Source organism: Anaeromassilibacillus sp. An250, assembly GCF_002159845.1.
GTDB lineage: Bacteria > Bacillota > Clostridia > Oscillospirales > Acutalibacteraceae > Anaeromassilibacillus > Anaeromassilibacillus stercoravium.
The window spans coordinates 22,783-40,913 of the sequence record NZ_NFJK01000004.1; the positions used below are offsets into that span (position 1 = coordinate 22,783).

10 protein-coding genes and 1 tRNA gene are annotated in these 18,131 nt (G+C 54.2%); 5 read left to right on the plus strand and 6 right to left on the minus strand.

Annotated features, from left to right (window positions below):
• The first annotated feature begins 177 nt into the window (after positions 1–177).
• The 4 genes from B5F54_RS04420 (at position 178) to B5F54_RS04435 (ending at position 5,328) form a co-directional block, all read left to right on the plus strand.
• Positions 178–254, plus strand: a tRNA-Arg gene (locus tag B5F54_RS04420).
• Positions 255–841: 587 nt separating this feature from the next.
• Positions 842–1,465 carry a potassium channel family protein gene (locus B5F54_RS04425; protein WP_237966916.1) on the plus strand — a complete coding sequence of 208 codons (624 nt, stop codon included), beginning with the start codon at positions 842–844 and terminating at the stop codon, positions 1,463–1,465.
• 200 nt (positions 1,466–1,665) lie between these two features.
• Positions 1,666–2,328 carry a potassium channel family protein gene (locus B5F54_RS04430; RefSeq protein WP_087231079.1) on the plus strand — a complete coding sequence of 221 codons (663 nt, stop codon included), beginning with the start codon at positions 1,666–1,668 and terminating at the stop codon, positions 2,326–2,328.
• A 441-nt stretch (positions 2,329–2,769) separates the two neighbouring features.
• Positions 2,770–5,328, plus strand: coding sequence for a GLUG motif-containing protein (locus B5F54_RS04435; protein WP_087231081.1), 2,559 nt, complete (start codon positions 2,770–2,772; stop codon positions 5,326–5,328).
• A 636-nt stretch (positions 5,329–5,964) separates the two neighbouring features.
• Here B5F54_RS04435 and B5F54_RS04440 read toward each other — a convergent pair.
• The 3 genes from B5F54_RS04440 to B5F54_RS04450 all read right to left on the minus strand — a co-directional run bounded on the left by B5F54_RS04440 (position 5,965) and on the right by B5F54_RS04450 (position 9,660).
• Positions 5,965–7,356: a TrkH family potassium uptake protein gene (locus tag B5F54_RS04440; RefSeq protein WP_237966914.1), complete on the minus strand. Its 1,392-nt coding sequence runs from the start codon at positions 7,354–7,356 to the stop codon at positions 5,965–5,967.
• Between the two features lie 57 nt (positions 7,357–7,413).
• Entirely contained in the window at positions 7,414–7,959 is a 546-nt protein-coding gene (locus B5F54_RS04445) for a QueT transporter family protein (protein ID WP_087231084.1), read from the minus strand.
• 381 nt (positions 7,960–8,340) lie between these two features.
• Positions 8,341–9,660 (minus strand): hemolysin family protein, encoded by a 1,320-nt coding sequence (locus tag B5F54_RS04450; protein ID WP_237966913.1) that lies wholly within the window; start codon positions 9,658–9,660, stop codon positions 8,341–8,343.
• A 442-nt stretch (positions 9,661–10,102) separates the two neighbouring features.
• Between B5F54_RS04450 and nifJ the strand changes: the two genes are divergently transcribed.
• On the plus strand, positions 10,103–13,669 hold the full coding sequence (gene nifJ / locus B5F54_RS04455; RefSeq protein ID WP_087231089.1) for a pyruvate:ferredoxin (flavodoxin) oxidoreductase: 3,567 nt from the start codon (positions 10,103–10,105) through the stop codon (positions 13,667–13,669).
• A gap of 501 nt (positions 13,670–14,170) precedes the next feature.
• Here the strand turns inward: nifJ and B5F54_RS04460 are convergent.
• The 3 genes from B5F54_RS04460 to B5F54_RS04470 all read right to left on the minus strand — a co-directional run bounded on the left by B5F54_RS04460 (position 14,171) and on the right by B5F54_RS04470 (position 18,065).
• Positions 14,171–16,039 (minus strand): heavy metal translocating P-type ATPase, encoded by a 1,869-nt coding sequence (locus B5F54_RS04460; RefSeq protein ID WP_087231092.1) that lies wholly within the window; start codon positions 16,037–16,039, stop codon positions 14,171–14,173.
• Between the two features lie 287 nt (positions 16,040–16,326).
• Positions 16,327–16,602 (minus strand): metal-sensing transcriptional repressor, encoded by a 276-nt coding sequence (locus B5F54_RS04465; RefSeq protein ID WP_087231095.1) that lies wholly within the window; start codon positions 16,600–16,602, stop codon positions 16,327–16,329.
• Positions 16,603–16,889: 287 nt separating this feature from the next.
• Complete coding sequence (locus B5F54_RS04470) at positions 16,890–18,065, minus strand: M15 family metallopeptidase (RefSeq protein ID WP_087231098.1); 1,176 nt, start codon at positions 18,063–18,065, stop codon at positions 16,890–16,892.
• Between the last annotated feature and the right edge of the window lie 66 nt (positions 18,066–18,131).

Below are 18,131 nucleotides of genomic sequence, written 5' to 3' on the forward strand. Positions count from 1 at the left end.
AACCCATTATATAATGAAGCTGTAGGGGGCGTGCGGTTAAAGAGCAGACCGTATGCCCCCTATTGCAGTTTTCAAGCACAACCTTATCTGGGAATGCCTGCGGAAAATCCCCTAGTTTTGGGAAACTAATGATTGAAATTTGTCCAAGGGCGTGCTATAATTACTAACAGTCTTCATCCGCCCGTAGCGAAGCTGGATATCGCAGCAGATTCCGATTCTGAAGGCCGGGGGTTCGAATCCCTCCGGGCGGGCCAAATATGTGTGGTGACCCACACGGGATGCATCCTTCTTTCGCCGGGTTCCGGCGGCCTGAATCTGAAAGGGTTCAGGCGAAGGGAGCTGCATCGTTGGATCAATCAGCAGATGGAAGTGCCCCGTGCAAGGGCTTTTTCCAGGGGGTTCTCTGGTTCCGTCAATTTTGTGGCTGCTGGGCAGGCGAATGGCTGTTGCCAGCAACGAAGGAGGACTTGGCTTTGTATCCCATACTGGAGAATGGAATGGAGGCCGGCGCTTGTGATCCGTACAACAAAATAGCATATGTTGCGTCAAACGGCCGTTAGAGCCGTGATGGATACCCTTTTCCTTTTTTGGGAAAAGGTTTTTTTGTTGTATAGAAGCAGAAAAAAGGAAGGCGCTCCAGCGCAAATGATGTCATACAATGCGTTTTTATGAACCTGCCTTCGAGATCGAACCGGGAAAAACGCGTATGAGCAGCGCCTCTGGCTTCAGGCCGGGGCGTGATAAAGATCCTTTTAGAAACCAGGTGGCATGGGGCGGTATGGGCTTTGCCCTTCCCAAGCACCGGAGAAAATCAAATTGAATTGCCGGGAGGAGATTCTGGGTGAACGTTTTAGTGATTGGATGCGGCCGTCTGGGCAGACGCTTGGCGGAGCTGTTGGACCATCATGGCCACGATGTTGCAATCGTGGATTCTGACACCGATGCATTCCGGATGTTGGAAGATGATTTTAATGGGATGACTGTTACAGGCTTTCCCATGGACACCCATGTGCTGAAAAATGCGGGGATCGAAAGCTGTGATGCAGTGGCGGTCTGTACGCCGGACGATAATCTGAATATCACGATTTCACAGATTGCAAAAGAGTTTTTCGGGGTCCAGAATGTGGTCGCGCGCATTTCAGATCCGGCGCGCGAAAAGGTTTTTAAACGGTTCGGCCTAAAAACCGTCTGCCACACAAAGCTCGCCGGGGACGCGATGTTTGCCGCCCTGACGCAGCCCTGGGATTCCAAAGAGGTGACCTTTGGGACGGCAACTGCGGGGTTCTATACCAAGGAAGCGGACCGCGCTTGGTATGGGCTTTCCCTGGACCGGTTCCCGATGAAGGAAGGGCAGATCCTCTTTGGCGTTGTACATGCGGATGGGACAATGGTGCTTAACACCGGGCGGAAGGATCAGTTGATTATGGAAAATGACCGCCTAGTGTTTGCCAAGATTATCGATTGAGTTTTCCGGGAGATTGCCTTCGCTCCGCCCTTTGTTGCAATACAGCGGGCGTCAAGTAGGGCTGGGGAGCCTCCCGGCCAGGTTGCACCTGCCTTTTGCAAAGCGGGGAAAGGCTATATTCGGAAATTTAAGACAATAATGAAACAGATTGTATTTTTAAAACATAAAAATACAGATAGTATTATCTGGGAGGAAAGACGATGCGTATTGTAATCGTTGGAGGCGGAAAATTAGGCTATCATTTGGCCACGATTATGCTGGACCGCAAGCATGATGTGCGTTTGATTGAAAAGAATAAGCTTCGCTGCATGCGGCTGGCGAATGAGCTGGATGTCGAGGTAATCTGCGGCGATGGAACAGAGATTGAGACGTTGGAAGATGCAGGGACACAGAATGCGGACTGCTTCATCGCGGTGACTGGCCAGGACCAGGACAACCTGGTGGCTTCCCAGCTCGCGAAGCGCCAATTTAAGGCGATTAAAGTAATTGCACGGGCGAACGATCCACGGAACATGGATGCATTGCGCATCTTGGGAGCGGATATTGTTGTTAGCAGCACGGAAATCATTACGAATTTGATTGAACAGGAAGTCGATATCGCGGAAATGCATCTCTTGGCAACGCTCAATAAGGGCCGCGCTGGCATTTGTACAATGACTTTGCCGCCGGATACCGCTTTGGAGGGCGTTACGCTGAAAGATGTCGACCTCCCAGAGAGTTCGCTGGTGATTTCGATTGTCCGCGGGGATGCAATGATGATCCCAAATGGTAATACGGTGATCCATGCGAATGATGAAATTGTCGCTGTGTGCGAGGGCAAGAGCCAGAAACAGCTTTTGCGTGTCTTGCGGGAACGCAAGTGATCGGGCAATAGAATAGAAAACCGAAAAAGCACGTGTGTATAAAAATACACACGTGCTTTTATGCATTTTGCTGGATAAAAGTCACACAAACAAGATGCAGTTTTTTAAAGCGCAATTTTTCCAGATGTTATTTGCTTTTATCGTATAATATATACAAATTGTTTGAAGGATTGACATGTAACCCAAAGAATGGTAAAAAAATCATCCTATATTATACAATGTATAAATAAAAGAAAGAACGCATTTAAATTCTATTAATTCAATACTACTGCGAAATGGCACGCTTTTGCCGTGGAATTTTGCTGTAGATAGATTAATCATTTATAACGAGGAGGATTCGGCATGAAAAAAAGGAGAGTATTGCTATCAGGCGTATCCATCCTGCTGGTGCTTTGCCTGCTGATAGGCGGGACCATGGCATAGTTTACAGATACGGAGAAGATGGATGCGGACTTTACCGCCGGCGTTTTGGACATCACTGTAGAGCCGGGCGAAGGGGCTACCGCACCCCTGACCTTTGTGAACCTGCGCCCAATGCAGTATCAAAATTTCTTGGAAGAGATCAACGATGCGGGCAACGGCAATGCAAATGTGGATGGCTATGACCCAAAACCGGTCTATTTTCAGCCGGTCGTTGTGGAAAATGCGGGGACACTCCCGGCGTATATCCAGCTTTCAGTGGAAGCTTTGGATATGGCAAGCGCGACATGCCCGGAAGGCGGCGAGAAAGCAATTGCAATTACCGAAAATGCCGACGGAACGGAGACCATTGTGCAGAGCAGTCAAAACGGTGAGGCGGTTTGCACGAACGGCCTGGCAGATGTGTTGAAACTGGTTCTCTTTGAGAAGGTCAACGGGTCGTGGACGCCCATAGCGGACAACCTTAACCCGGATTCGGAAGGCACATCCTATACACCCGGCCTGGCGTTGCCAGCGGGCAATGGTGAGCAGACCTATGTGGTCGGCGCATATCTGCCGGAGACAGCAGGCAATGAATACCAAGGCAAACACTTCCACGGCAATTTGGTCGTGAAGGCGTTCCAGACCGACGAAGGCGCAGGCGCAGCCGAAATGGCAACGGTCCAGTGGGTAAAGGACGGCGAAACCGTCGGCTCTTACCTGGTGGCCTTCCCCGAAGGGGAAACAACCATGACGCTCAAGCCTGACGCGAATAAGCTGCCCGCAGGCTATGTGCTGGCGGACCCGGATGCGACCGTTGAGGTCTCTACAACCGATAAGACCGCTTCCTTTGAAGTCGCATTCAAAGCGGACGGCGACGGCAGCTCGGAAGAGCAGGCCATCTGGATCCGTTCGGCAGAGGATTTCAGCAAGATCAACGACAATATGGACGGGTATTATGAGCTGGGATCGGATATCGACCTCTCGGGCATGATTTGGGAACCGATTGGAGGCGCTGGGAGCAAAACGGAGAAATTTACCGGCACCTTGGACGGCAACGGATACACGATCGCGGGGATGCAGATCAAAGGGGAGAAACAGATGCTCCATGTGGGCCTGTTCGGATATTGCAAAGACGCGGAACTCAAGAACCTTGTATTTGAAGCGCCGCAGGTGGAAACGAACCGGTACGGCGGGGCCTTGGCAGGCGTTGTGAGCAACACCCGCATTGAAAATTGCCAGGTCAACGGCGGCAGCATCACATGGGATTACACGAAGGGCGAATGTTCTATAGGTGGTTTGATTGGCGAGGACACTGGCAGTTCTGTCCTGAAGGATTGCTCGTCTTCTGCGGATGTGACGGCTGTGGGGACGGCAAAAAATAAGGTCTATTTGGGCGGACTCATCGGCGGTTTGTTCTTGAATTCGACCATTGACGGCTGCACGGCTTCCGGCGATGTGACCATGACCGGCAGCACGCAGGATGACGAGACCATCGCCCTGGGCGGTTTGGTTGGATGGGTAACCGGTACAGCGGTGAATTCCAGCGCGTCGGGCAATGTCAGCAACGAGAGCGCCGGCACGGCAGGCAAAATCTATGTGGGTGGCTTTGCTGGATCGCTGAGCGAACCGGCAGAGGGCTGCACCGCCACTGGCGACGTCAGCAACACCGGCTCGGCAGCGGAAACCTACGTGGGCGAGCTGGCAGGAAACGAAGATATGCTGTATACGGACGGCGACGGCAGCTCGGAGGAGCAGGCGATCTGGATCCGCAAGGCCAGAGATTTCGAGAAGATCAACGAAAATTTGGACGGCTATTACAAGCTTGCAAGAGGGATTGACCTCTCTGACGTTGATTTCCAGCCGATCGGCGGGGAAGGAAGCAAAAACAACTTTACCGGCACCTTCGACGGCAACGGCTACAAGATCACGGGTTTGCATGTAGAAGCTGCAAAGGATGAAAAGCCTCTGAAATATGCGGGCTTGTTTACATACTGCAAAAATGCGGAGATCAAAAATGTCGTGCTGGTAGACCCGCAGGTCACCACAGGCGAATATGGCGGCGCCCTTGCAGGCGTTTTGAGCAGCACCAACGTGGAGAATTGCCATGTCATCGGCGGTACGGTTACCTGGGACGATACAGGGGGTTCCTGCTATCTGGGCGGCCTGGCCGGTGTGGCCGGTGATGCCATCGGCGATTCCACATTGACGGATTGCTCGTCCACTGCGGACGTGACGGCGGAAGGAACGGCAACCTCCGTTGTCTATGTGGGCGGCCTGATCGGCGAGGGATACTTGAATACAATGGTCGACGGCTGCACGGCTTCCGGCAATGTGACGATGACCGGAGATATGCAGGATGAAGACACCATCGCCCTGGGCGGTTTGATCGGCTGGATGAACGGCACGGCATCCAATTCCAGCGCAAAGGGCAATGTCAGCAACGAGAGCACCGGCATGGCCGGCAGAATCTATGTGGGCGGCTTTGCAGGTATGCTGAGCGACCCGGCAGAGGACTGCGAAGCCACGGGAAGCGTGAACAACACCGGCGAAGCAGAGAATGTTTATGTAGGGGAGTTCTCTGGCAACGACGCCATGTGATCCCTATAGCCCCTGCTATAGAAAACCTTTTGGAAAGGCAGTGTCCCCGGAAGGAGGGGAGCGGCTGGATTGCCGGCTGAACCTTCTCAAAGGGAGAAGAATATAAACGATAGGGCCCGCATTTCGTTTCGAAATGCGGGCCCTTTGTTTGCTTTATCGGCTTTCGCGCAGCCAAGACACAGCCCTATAGAAGCACGGGGCCACCGGCGGAAAGGTATGTACGAAGTGGGGAAGGGGCCTTTTCCTGGAGAGGCATAGCCCTGCCCGGATGAGGATTGCGCACAGATTTGGAAATTAGAGGGGCTAGCTAGGGGCCTTTCTGAAGCAGGCCTTGTCCCTCCAGAAAGGGCAGAGGGACGGGCGGGACCCCCTTGGGGAGCAGGACCGGCAAAAAAGGCTTATTGCCTGCGGGGCGCAAGCAATAAGCCTTTCCCAATCCTCCCAATGCATTCGGGCCGAACCCCTTTTATTGGAAGGTGTGTTGTTGCGGGAAGCCCGATAAAAGGTTTCCTCAAGGGCATCGGAGATGGGCTGCGTGGAAATGGACGGCTGTCCACACAGGGCACGTCCGGTGACGCCGGCCCTCAGGGTGGTAAACAGCGGCATGCCCTTTGGCCAACCGTTACCAGGCGGCCTTTATCCGACGACGATTTTGCCTTCTGGCAGGATAGCCCCTTTGTTGCGGGCACGCTTGATCGCGATGGCCAAGGCAAGGGAAATAGGGCCAACGCGCCCGATGAACATTGTCAAACTCAAGACAAATTTTGAAATCCAATTTAAGGTCGGAGTTAAGCTGGCGGTCAGGCCGACGGTGCCAAATGCGGAGGTTGCTTCAAAAAGGGCGTCAATCGCGCTGATTGGATGGTCGTTTGTGGCAAGGATAACCCCTGTGGCAAAAAAGACGACCAACATCGAGACAGTTGTAATGGACAAGGCGCGGTAAACAGTGCCCTTTTCAATCCGGCGATGGTTTAACGTGGTATCTTCTTTACCAAACATGACGCTGACGACCGTAGCCACCAAGACTACGAATGTAGTCACCTTAATACCGCCGCCGGTACCGGCAGGCGCCGCACCGATGAACATCAAGATAACCGTCAGGAGTTTTGTGATATCGTGCTCACTGGCGATATCTACAGAGGCGAAACCCGCTGTACGTGCGCTGGTCGATTGGAAGAAGGAGACCAACAACTTTTGGAAGAAATTTTTCCCCTCCAGTGTGTTGTTCCATTCAAAAGCAAGGAAACCAACCGTACCGATGACAAGCAGGGCGACCGTCATGCAGATGGCGACGCGGGAATGCAGGTTTAGCGGCAAGCGTTTTTTCTTTTTCAAGCTGGGGAACAGCTTTGCATAATAAATATTATGGATCACAATAAATCCGAGGCCGCCCACAATGATCAATAGGGCCACAGGAATGCAAACTAATGGATCGTTCGCATATCCGATTAAGCTGTTGTCCGGCTTTTCAAAGCCAAGGATGTCAAAACCGGCATTGCAAAAAGCAGATATGGCGGTAAACACGGAGATCCATATTCCATGGGCGCCAAATTTGGGGACAAAACGGAGTGCAAGAACGGCTGCCCCGATCAACTCGCTGCTAAAGGTGAAGATCAAAATGGTCCGAACCAATTGATAGACGTCCATCGTATCACCGGAGGTGTTTTCCGACGCGAGCTGCAATTCGCGCAAGCCCAGCTTCCGGCGGGCGAGGAGAGTAAAGCCCGTTGTGAAGGTAATCACACCCAGGCCGCCGGTCTGGATCAAGAGGATAATCACAACCTGCCCGAACACGTTCCAGTGGGTCCAGGTGTCAAATGTGACCAGGCCGGTTACGCAGGTCGCGGAGGTCGCGGTAAACAGCGCGTCGATCACGGCGGTGAATTGCCCGCTGCGGCTTGTGATGGGGAGCGTCAGAAGCGTTGTACCGATCATGATCACAACAAAAAAGCTGACGACAATCAATCGGACGGGGGGGACAGATTTTAGACGTTTGAATAAGGAAAAGCTTTCTTGCAATTCGATCACCTCGAAATAGTCTTGTGGTTGACAGTTTATGTTCAGGACAGCCAGTTTTGGCTGCCCTTAACGGCTGGATAGGCGAAGCGGTCCATCGGTCAAATAGCGGGAAAGCCCTGTGCGTTCCATGAATACCGCCAGGGGCAAACCTAAGATATAGCAAACAGCCAGCTCCCCCAAGCCGACGGAAAGCGCAGAAGCGGCAAAACCGGCCCAAAGGAAACCTTCTGGGGCAAAGAACGCGATTTCTGCGCCGACGATGACGGCGTTAAAAACGACCGGCGGCAATGGCGCCAGCCAAGGGATATGTTTGATCCTTACATTCCGCAACATGTGGGTGGCTATGGCTGCCAATAGAGTGGCAAGCGTGCCAAAAATCATATCGGCCGCCCCATACCCACTGAACAGGTTGCTCAGCAGGCATCCAATGGTCAGCCCAGGGATTGCTGCGGGTGTGAACAAGGGTAAAATGGTGAGCGCTTCGGAAAACCGGAATTGGACCGGCCCATAGGCCAGGTTCATGGTGGCGGCCAGAAGCGTCAGGACCGTGTAGATGGCGGCAATCATGGCGCCCTGCGCCAGGAAAACCGTGCTTCGGGTTTGTTTTTTCATTTGAGATTCCTCCGTAGTTTTCTTTTAGGTCAGGAGTTTGCGACTGACCGGTGCCCAGCCCGCATGATCCATGCTGGACGGCCCCTATAATGTACTACAATTCGCGGAGAAAAGCAAGGTAAAAATGAACATTTTGTGAATCGTTTTAGCGGAGGGCAATGGCTCCCCGCAGCGCGTCGTTTTTGTGGCGGCCGCGGTTTCCGGAGGCAGGCGAAAACCCACGAAAAAACCGGGTGTTTTGCAGGGGATAGCCTGCGGAATTTTGGGTGCGTATACCTTGTATAAAGCACAAAAAAGCCAAGCGCATGAATGCGCTTGGCTGGTATCAGAATTGCCTATATAGAATGTTGGCACCCCCTGGGCATCCGGATTGGGATGCGGTCAGGATGCTTCTTCTTCCTCCGCCTTTGGCGGGACGTGCTTTTCGATCAGGATCTTCGCAATCCGGCGGTCGTCCACCGCCAGGACGGTCAAGGTCAAGCAGTCGATGTCGATGCTCGGATGTTCCTCCGGCTTTGGGATGCGCCCCAGGTTTTCCACCATAAGGCCCGCGATGGTGTCGTATTCGCCCTCCGGCAGTTCGACGCCCACAAGGTCGGAAATTTCGTCGATCGGCGTGGTGCCGTCCACGGTAAACTTGTTCTCGTCCACCTGATAGATGTCCTCTTCCTCGTGGTCGTATTCGTCCTGGATATTGCCCACGATGGATTCCATCAGATCCTCCATGGTGATGAGGCCCTCGGTGCCGCCGTATTCGTCCACAATGATGGCGATTTGCAGCTTGCGCTCGATCATTTCAGTGAGGAGCTGGCTGCACTGCTTGGTCTCCGGGACGAAATAGACGCTCCGCATCAGGCTGGTCAGCGGGATGTGGTCGTCCGTCTGCTTCCCAACGTATTTTAAAAGGTCTTTCACATAGATAATCCCGATGATGTTGTCGAGATCCTCGTGGTATACGGGGATGCGGGAAAAGCCGTCTTCCAAAGAGAGGTTCACAACATCCTGGATGGTTGCGGTGTCCTCCACCGCAGTGATGTCCGTACGGTGCGTCATCGCCTCGTCGATGGTCGCGTCGCTGAAATCGAAGATGTTCGAGATCATGTCCTTGGCGCTCTCCCCGATCACGCCGGTTTCTTCGCCCTGGTCCACCATCATGAGGATTTCTTCCTCGGTGACCGTCTGTTCATCTTTGTTGGGGTCATATCCCATCAATTTGAGCACGAAATTGGTCGATGCGGTCAGGAAGGAGATAAACGGGTGGAAGATGGAGGAGACGGCGTTTAAAATGCCGGAGAATTTAAAGGAAAGCGATTCCGCCCGCTGCATAGCGATCTTTTTCGGCACCAATTCGCCGAAGATCAACGAAAAATAGGAGAGCAGCAGGGTGACTAGGACGGTGGACACGCCAAAGAGGATATCGTGCGAAATGGGTATGAACGATAGCGCGTCGGCCAGTTTCCCGGCAAATGTTTGCGAAGCCGCTGCTGAGGTCAAGAAACCTGCCAATGTTACGCCGACCTGGATGGTGGCCAAAAAACGGCTGGAATCCTTGGTGAGCTTGAGGACGCGCTTAGCGCGCTTATCGCCCTCCTCTGCCATTTTGCGGACCTTGTTGTCGTTCAGGGTGATGACTGCGATCTCAGACGCTGCGAAAAACGCATTGACCAAGATCAAGATAATCAGCAGGATAATGGAAAACACAGAGAAGGATGATTCCGCCTGGGCGGGTTGGACACTCGTTGACAGCGGCCATAAATGGCCTGCGGGTTCCGGAGGCATAAATAAATTTTTCCCCTTTCGGCAGGTGAAAACCTGCATAGTATAAGAATAGTATGGTGATTCTTATTTTAGCCTATACCGAGGGGAGCTGTCAATCGCGATACAGCGGCATAATCCCTACGGAACGCCCATTTTGAAAAGTTATGCGCCGCTAGGGCGTTTTGGCGGAGCAAAGAGGATTGGCCCGGCCTGGGAAAGAAATTTTTCTATGGGGGCAAAACGAATATTCTGCGGAATTCTCTGGATAAATCCGGTTTTTTTCCTTTACATGCGCCATAAAAGATGCTAAAATTTAGATTGGTACAGTGTGGGTGTAAATTGTACCGGGAGATTACAAGATCCTTAAAAGGAGGAAAATATTAGAATGGCAAGACAAAGAAAAACCATGGACGGCAATACCGCCACCGCGCATGTATCGTATGCGTTTACGGACGTTGCCGCAATCTATCCGATCACCCCGTCTTCCCCGATGGCGGATGAGACGGACAAGTACGCTGCTGCAAACAGAAAGAATCTTTTCGGAAGAGAAGTACAGGTTACGGAGATGCAGTCCGAAGCAGGCGCTGCCGGTGCAGTGCACGGTTCCCTCGCGGCTGGCGCTTTGACCACCACTTACACCGCTTCCCAGGGGTTGCTCCTGATGATCCCGAATATGTATAAGATCGCAGGCGAATTCCTTCCGAGCGTTATTCATTGCTCCGCCCGTTCGCTGTCGACTCATGCGCTGTGCATCTTCGGCGATCACTCCGACGTGTATGCATGCCGCCAGACCGGCTATGCGATGCTCTGCTCCAACAGCCCCCAAGAGGCTATGGACCTGGGCGCTGTAGCGCACCTTGCTGCTATTAAGGGCCGCGTGCCGTTCCTCCATTTCTTCGACGGCTTCCGGACATCCCACGAGATTCAGAAGATTGAAGTATGGGATTACAAAGATCTGGCCGACATGCTCGATTGGGATGCGGTTGATGCGTTCCGCCGCCGTTCCCTGAACCCGGAGCATCCGGTCACCCGCGGCACTGCGCAGAACGACGACACGTTCTTCCAGGCGAGCGAGGCTGGCAACAAATATTACGACGAGCTGCCGGCCGTTGTGGTTGACTACATGAACCAGGTCAATGCAAAGATCGGCACCGATTACAAGCCCTTCAACTACTATGGCGCACCGGACGCAGAGCGCGTGATCGTCGCCATGGGTTCCGTCTGCGAATGCGCAGAAGAAGTGGTTGACTATCTGAACGCTGCCGGCGACAAGGTTGGCCTTGTAAAGGTTCACCTCTATCGTCCGTTTGTAGCGGAGTATCTGACGGACGTCCTGCCGGAGACGGTGAAGACGATTTCCGTTCTCGACCGCACCAGAGAGCCCGGTTCCATCGGCGAGCCGCTGTATCTGGATGTGCTGGCTGCTCTGTCCGGCACGAAGTTCGGCACCGTGAAGGTTTACACCGGCCGCTATGGCCTCGGTTCCAAGGATACCACCCCGGGCCAGATCGTCGCTGTATACCGCAACATGGAGTCCGAGACCCCGAAGAAGCGCTTCACCATCGGCATCGTGGACGATGTGACCAACCTCTCCCTTGAGATCAAGGAGAACCCGGACACCACGCCGAAGGGCATCACCTCCTGCAAGTTCTGGGGCCTGGGCGCAGACGGCACCGTCGGCGCAAACAAGAACTCCATCAAGATCATCGGCGACCACACCGATATGTATGCACAGGGCTATTTTGCCTATGACTCCAAGAAGTCCGGCGGCCTGACGGTTTCTCACCTGCGTTTTGGCGACAAGCCGATCAAGTCCACCTATTATATCAGCCAGGCTGACTTCGTAGCCTGCCATAAGCCGTCCTATGTCAACGAGTATGACATGGTTCAGGACGTTAAGCCGGGCGGCAGCTTCCTGCTGAACTGCCTGTGGAGCGATGAAGAGCTTGACCAGCACCTGCCGGCCAAGATGAAGAAGTATATCGCGGACAACAACATCAACTTCTACACCATCGACGGTGTGAAGCTGGGCAAGGAGATCGGCCTGGGTGGCCGCATCAACACCATCCTGCAGTCCGCATTCTTCAGCATCGCAAACATCATCCCGAAGGACCAGGCGATCCAGTACATGAAGGACGCCGCTACCAAGTCCTACAGCAAGAAGGGCGAGAAGATCGTCGCCATGAACCACGAGGCCATCGAGCGCGGCGCGAACGAGTACCACAAGGTCAATGTGCCGGAGTCCTGGAAGAACGCCGTGGACGAGGCGAAGGCCGACGTTGCCATCGAGGGCAATGCGGACACCGTGGCATATGTCAAGAACTTCTTGAATCCCTGCAACAAATACAAAGGCAATGAACTGCCGGTTTCCACGTTTGTCGACCTCGGCATGGAGGACGGCACGGCTCCGGCTGGCTCTTCCGCTTACGAGAAGCGCTGCATTGCAATCGATATTCCGGAATGGAACCCGCAGAACTGCATCCAGTGTAACTTCTGCTCCTATGTCTGCCCGCACGCGGTTATCCGCCCGGTCGCTCTGACAGAGGAAGAGGCCGCCAATGCACCGGCTGGCATGAAGTACAAGGACATGACCGGCATGCCGGGCATGAAGTTCGCAATGACCATTTCCGCGATGGACTGCTCCGGCTGCGGTTCCTGCGCACAGGTTTGCCCGGGCATGAAGGGCGAGAAGGCGCTCGTCATGAAGCCGATGGAGACCCAGCTGCAGAGCCAGGAAGGCTTCGAATATGGCCGCAAGATTGGCCCGAAACAGGAAGTCATCGACAAGTTCAAGGAGACCACCGTCAAGGGCAGCCAGTTCAAGCAGCCGCTGCTTGAATTCTCCGGCGCCTGCGCAGGCTGCGGCGAGACCCCGTATGCTAAGCTGGTCACCCAGCTGTTCGGCGACAGAATGTATATCGCCAACGCAACGGGCTGCTCCTCCATCTGGGGCGGTTCCGCACCGGCTACTCCGTACACCCGCAACGAGAAGGGACATGGCCCGGCATGGTCCAACTCCCTGTTTGAAGATAACGCAGAGTTCGGCTACGGCATGACGCTCGCTCAGAAGGCGATCCGCGGCAGATTGGCCGAATATGTTGAGCAGATCGCAGCTTCCGATAAGTCCTCCGCGGAGATGAAGGAAGCTTGCAAGAACTATCTGGATACCTTCGACGACAGCAAGCTTAACCGTGCGGCGACCGACGCTCTGATTCCGGAGCTGGAGAAGGCTGCTGCGGCTGGCTGCGAGCTGTCCCAGAAGACCTTGAAGGACAAAGACTTCCTCGCGAAGAAGTCCATGTGGATCTTCGGCGGCGACGGCTGGGCATATGACATCGGCTTCGGCGGCCTGGATCACGTCATCGCTTCCGGCGAGAACGTCAACATCCTGGTATTCGACACCGAGGTTTATTCCAACACCGGCGGCCAGGCTTCCAAGTCCACCCCGATCGGCTCCGTGGCACAGTTCGCGGCAACCGGTAAGGCGACGAAGAAGAAGGACCTCCCGGCTATCGCAATGAGCTATGGCTATGTCTATGTTGCTCACGTTGCAATGGGCGCTGACTACAACCAGTGCATCAAGGCGATCACCGAGGCAGAAAGCTACAACGGCCCGTCCCTCATCATTGCGTATGCTCCCTGCATCAACCACGGCATCAAGGGCGGCATGAGCATTGCACAGAAGGAAGAGAAGAAGGCAGTTGAGGCTGGCTACTGGCAGAACTTCCGCTATGATCCGAGACTCAAGGAAGAGGGCAAGAATCCGTTCCATCTCGACAGCAAGGCGCCGACCGCCAGCTATCGTGACTTCATCATGGGCGAGGTTCGTTACAACTCCCTGACCCGTGCGTTCCCGGAGCGTGCAGAGAAGCTCTTCACAGAGGCAGAGAAGGTCGCGAAGGAGAACTACGAGCACCTCGAGAAGCTCTCCAAGGGCGAAATCGCAGAATAAATCGCATTCCCCCAGCAAATCCCTTTTTGACACAACAGGTGAAATCCCCTGCTGCATCACGCAGCAGGGGATTTTTTATGTTGCAATAGGAAATACGATTGAAACCCAATATTTGGTTTTGTTTTCCCATATCATTTTCAGAATCGTTGGAACATCCTCGAGAACTCCAACGGAGCATCCAGGAACGCAGAAACCTTACACCACGCCAGAAATGATGGCGCACTCCATGCTTTAAAATACGGTTCTGCACGTAACACTGCTGCTGGGGGAGGTACCGCATCAAAGAAATCCAATAGGGATATAACAAATAGATATATTAATTTAAATTATACAATTTGTATATATACAATCGAAGAACCGGCGGCTTTGAAAATCCAAGCCGCTGGTTCTCTGACAATTGTATTTCCGTAGGAATGGTACATTCAAGAGATCATAAAAGCGAATGAGCGATTTGTTTTTAAATGTCTGCGGGGTAAAAATACATGATACATGGAAGATTTCTTAGCGCTTTTTCCTCCATTTCAAAAGCAAGGAGGAATTGACGATGACGAGCACAGAGCCCGCATTATGGACCAGCGCGCCGACCACAGGGTTCAAAATGCCGGTCATCGCCAAGACGATCGCAATGAAATTTAGGGCCATGGAGAACGTCAAATTGCATTTGATGGTGACCATCATGCGCTTTGCCAGGCGCAAAAGGTGGGGCAGCTCCTTGATGTCGTCGTTGACCAGCGCGATGTCGGCGGCGTCCACGGCGATGTCGCTTCCCACGCCTCCCATGGCAATGCCCACATACGCCTTTTTCAGTGCGGGTGCATCGTTGATGCCGTCCCCGATCATGCAGACATAATGCCGCTCCTTCTGGTAGGTGTCAATCCAGTGTAGCTTGTCCTCCGGCAGGCAGCCCGCATGGACCTCGTCGATTTCGAGCTGTTGGGCGATGGTCTGCGCAGCATTCTCGTGGTCGCCGGTCAGTAGGACGGGGGTGACGCCTGCCTCCTTTACAGCGCGGATCATCGCTTTGGCGTCCTCGCGCAGCGTATCGGAGAGCGCAAGGAATCCCGCGAGGGTGTGATCGATCGCCAGATAGATGACCGTGCACCCCTGGCCGAGATACCGGCCGGCCGGTTCTTTCGCCGCACGAGTCGGAATATTTTCCTCCGCGAGCAGTTCCCCATTTCCTGCCAGGACTTCCTTTCCGCCGATCCGCGCCTTTACGCCCCGCCCCGGGAGCATTTGGAATTGGTCAACCGGGAAGAGTTCCCGTTTGCCTTTGCGGCCATAGCTGGATACAATCGCCTTTCCCAAGGGATGCTCGGAGTGCGATTCGACGCTGGCCGCGTAGAGGAACAGGTCCTCCTTTGCAAAATGGTCCGAAAGGCTGTGGACGGCGACGACCTCCGGTTTCCCATAGGTGAGCGTCCCCGTTTTGTCAAACGTGATCTTGGAGACGGATGCAAGCCGCTCCAAAGCATCGCCCTCGCGCACGAGAAAGCTGTGTTTGGTGGCATTCCCAATCGCGGCCATGATGGCGGTGGGGGTGGCCAAGACCAGGGCGCAGGGACAAAAGACCACCAGAATGGTCACCGCCCGGATGATCTCCCCGGTGATCAGCCAGGTCAAGGCGGCTGCGCTGAGGGCAATCACAACAATCCAGGTTGCCCACCGGTCTGCAATGCCGACAATCTTCGCTTTCCCGGCGTCTGCCGACTGCACCAGGCGGATCATGCGCTGGATGGAGCTGTCCTCTCCCACCTTGGCCGCCTTCATATCGAAGGAACCGAATTGGTTGACAGTCCCGCTGGATACCGGGTCACCGGGATGTTTGTCCACGGGCAGGGACTCGCCGGTCATGACCGCCTGGTTGATCGACGTTTCGCCGGAGACGATCTTCCCGTCCACCGGGATGGTTTCCCCGGGGAGGACGCGGAGCAGGTCGCCCACGCAAACCTGTTCGGCGGGGATGATTTCCTCCTGGCCGCCGGCAAGCCTGCGGGCGGTCTGGGGGGTTAGATGGACCAGCTTTTCGATGCCGGCGCGCGCTTTTGCAACGGTCAGATCCTCCAAAAGGGCGCCCAGCTGCATGATAAACGCGATCTCACCGGCGGCGAAATCTTCCCCAATGAGCACCGAGGCGATCAAAGCGATGGACACCAGCACATCGGCCTTGATGTCAAAGGCGGTTACAAGCCCGATGAAGGCTTCCAAAAGGATGGGGACGCCGCAAAGGATAATCGCAACCCAGGCGGCGTCAAAGGGGAGGGGAAGCAGATGGAAAATGCTGATGACTAAGGAAATCCCGGAGAGAACAAGACAGGCGATGTCTTTTTTCAGCCCGCCCCATTCTAAAAACCGTTCCAATGCTTGCATAGAGCACCCTTCTTTCTATACCTATGGGGGTATATGTATATAATACCTATACGGGTATAGGTTGTCAAGTATGCAAAAAATTTTTTAGAAAGAAGTACGTGCGGATTGGGCAAATGGATGATTGCCAGAAGGGCACAGAAATCTTATAGTGGGGGTAAGAAATGAAAATAGAGCGTAATCTTTATAGGCGTTTTGTGAGGGACTTGCAAAAGAAGCGGGGGACATGTTCCAAGTCCGGCGATGGATATAAAAAAGCACCGGCCGTTTTGTACAGCCGGTGTGCAAAATCATGTCATGTTGGAAAAGCGTTCAACCGCTTTTGTAAAGTTCTCGATGGTCTTGTCTGCGTCCCCGTGTTCGATCCCATCGCGTACACAGTGCTGGATATGGCCCTCCAAAACAACCTGGCCGACCTTGTGCAGCGCTGATTTTGCAGCATTGATCTGGGAAAGAACGTCCTCGCAGGGCACGTCTTCGTCGACCATCCGATCGATGGCCTGCACCTGGCCGATGATCTTTTTCAAACGGCGGTGCAAATTATCCGCGTCCATACATTGTCTCATCCTTCACGCCTCCTGTGCAACTTAGGGATATGAATCTATTATTCGCGAAAAGTTTGTGTTTGTCAAGGGCCGCTGTGCCGGATGGACTGGCGCAGGCGCGGGGCAATTTACGACCGGCCGGCTGCCGTGCGCAATCTTTTTGGTTGCACTGCGCTTTGCGCAAAACAGAACGGACCGCATGGGGCGATGGCCGCCATACGGTCCGAGGAAATCATAGAAAACAATGGCTGAAACTTGCATAGCGCCGAAAAAGGCACGGACAGCGCTGGTACAGACTGCCCGATAGATCATCCTTCGACGGTGACGGAACAAAGCCGGATGGGGGCTTGTCCATCAAAGGTCGCATAGAGGTTGGTGCTTCCCGGGGCCAGCCCCTGCACCGAGAGCAGATACGTGCCGCTGCGGAACCGCAGCCCGGCGGTGGAGAGAATGGTCCCGTCGCCGGTGGTAAAGGTGGGGACGGCGAGGGCTCCGGATGGCTGGAACGCAAAGGTATACGAGCTTCCCTGCGCAAGGGAGAGCGTATCCGGCGTGTCGGAGGTCAAAGCGGGGACACCGCTGCCCGGGTTGGCCAGGAAGATCGCGCAATATTCGTCCAGGGTGAGGCCAAGGCTGTGGATTTCCGCCGCCGCCTTTTTCCCCACATAGCGCCAGTGCCATTCCTCCGTCTTATAGCCGGTGATCGCCTGTTTCCCCTCAGGATAGTGGATGATAAACCCGTATTTATAGATATTGTCCTTCGCCCATTGGTACTCCGCCGTCTCGCCAAAGCGGTTGTAGGGGAGCGAGGCGTTTTTGACGTCCACCACCAGGCCCGTTTGGTGGTCCGAATGGCCGGCGCGCGAGCTGTAGACGTCTGCGCCCTCCGTCCCGTCCTGGGCGGCGTATTGAGAATAGAGGGATTTCTGCCGGGCATAGCTGCGGTAGGCGGATTGCGCCAGGATAGTGTATCCCTCTTTTTTCGCATCCGCACAGAGCTGTTCAAAGGCGCCGGCCGCCTCGGAACGCATTTGATTGGAGACACCCACAGCAACCCGGGACGAAAGCGGGCGCAAATCGGAAGGTTCATAGCCGTCCGGAAGTTTCCAATATTTGTTGCAAAGCGCCAACAGGCCGGCAGGGTCGCTGACGGTCTGAATGTTGGTGTAAAACGGATGATCCAGGCCGATGTTCACATAGGTGACAACGTCCCAGGGGGACATCTCCGGGTGTGCGGACTGGTAGCTCAAATAGCGCTCTTGATTGGCCGCAATATAGTGTAGGCAAGCAGAAAGCGATTCCTGCGGCGTGGGTTCCGCAAAATCAGCGGATAAGTGAATTTCGGTGGATTTCTGCACGGTTTGTCCCACCCTTTGCGCGAGCTCGAGCGGATTGTTGCGGTAGACCGCCGCACCGCTGGCGCTTTGACAGGAGGTGAGCAATAAAGCAGCTGCCACAGGAAGAAGAATCCACTTGTTTTTCATAACCGTTCTTTCACCTTTCTACCCTTTCACTCAGAAACCATTCCATATGAAATCTATAATACCGGA

Excerpts from the sequence above, each read along its gene's own strand:
- B5F54_RS04445 (WP_087231084.1), bottom strand. The coding sequence starts at position 7,959 with ATGAAAAAACAAACCCGAAGCACGGTTTTCCTGGCGCAGGGCGCCATG.
- B5F54_RS04435 (WP_087231081.1), top strand. The coding sequence starts at position 2,770 with ATGGATGCGGACTTTACCGCCGGCGTTTTGGACATCACTGTAGAGCCG.
- B5F54_RS04430 (WP_087231079.1), top strand. The coding sequence starts at position 1,666 with ATGCGTATTGTAATCGTTGGAGGCGGAAAATTAGGCTATCATTTGGCC.
- nifJ (WP_087231089.1), top strand. The coding sequence starts at position 10,103 with ATGGCAAGACAAAGAAAAACCATGGACGGCAATACCGCCACCGCGCAT.
- B5F54_RS04460 (WP_087231092.1), bottom strand. The coding sequence starts at position 16,039 with ATGCAAGCATTGGAACGGTTTTTAGAATGGGGCGGGCTGAAAAAAGAC.
- B5F54_RS04470 (WP_087231098.1), bottom strand. The coding sequence starts at position 18,065 with ATGAAAAACAAGTGGATTCTTCTTCCTGTGGCAGCTGCTTTATTGCTC.
- B5F54_RS04465 (WP_087231095.1), bottom strand. The coding sequence starts at position 16,602 with ATGAGACAATGTATGGACGCGGATAATTTGCACCGCCGTTTGAAAAAG.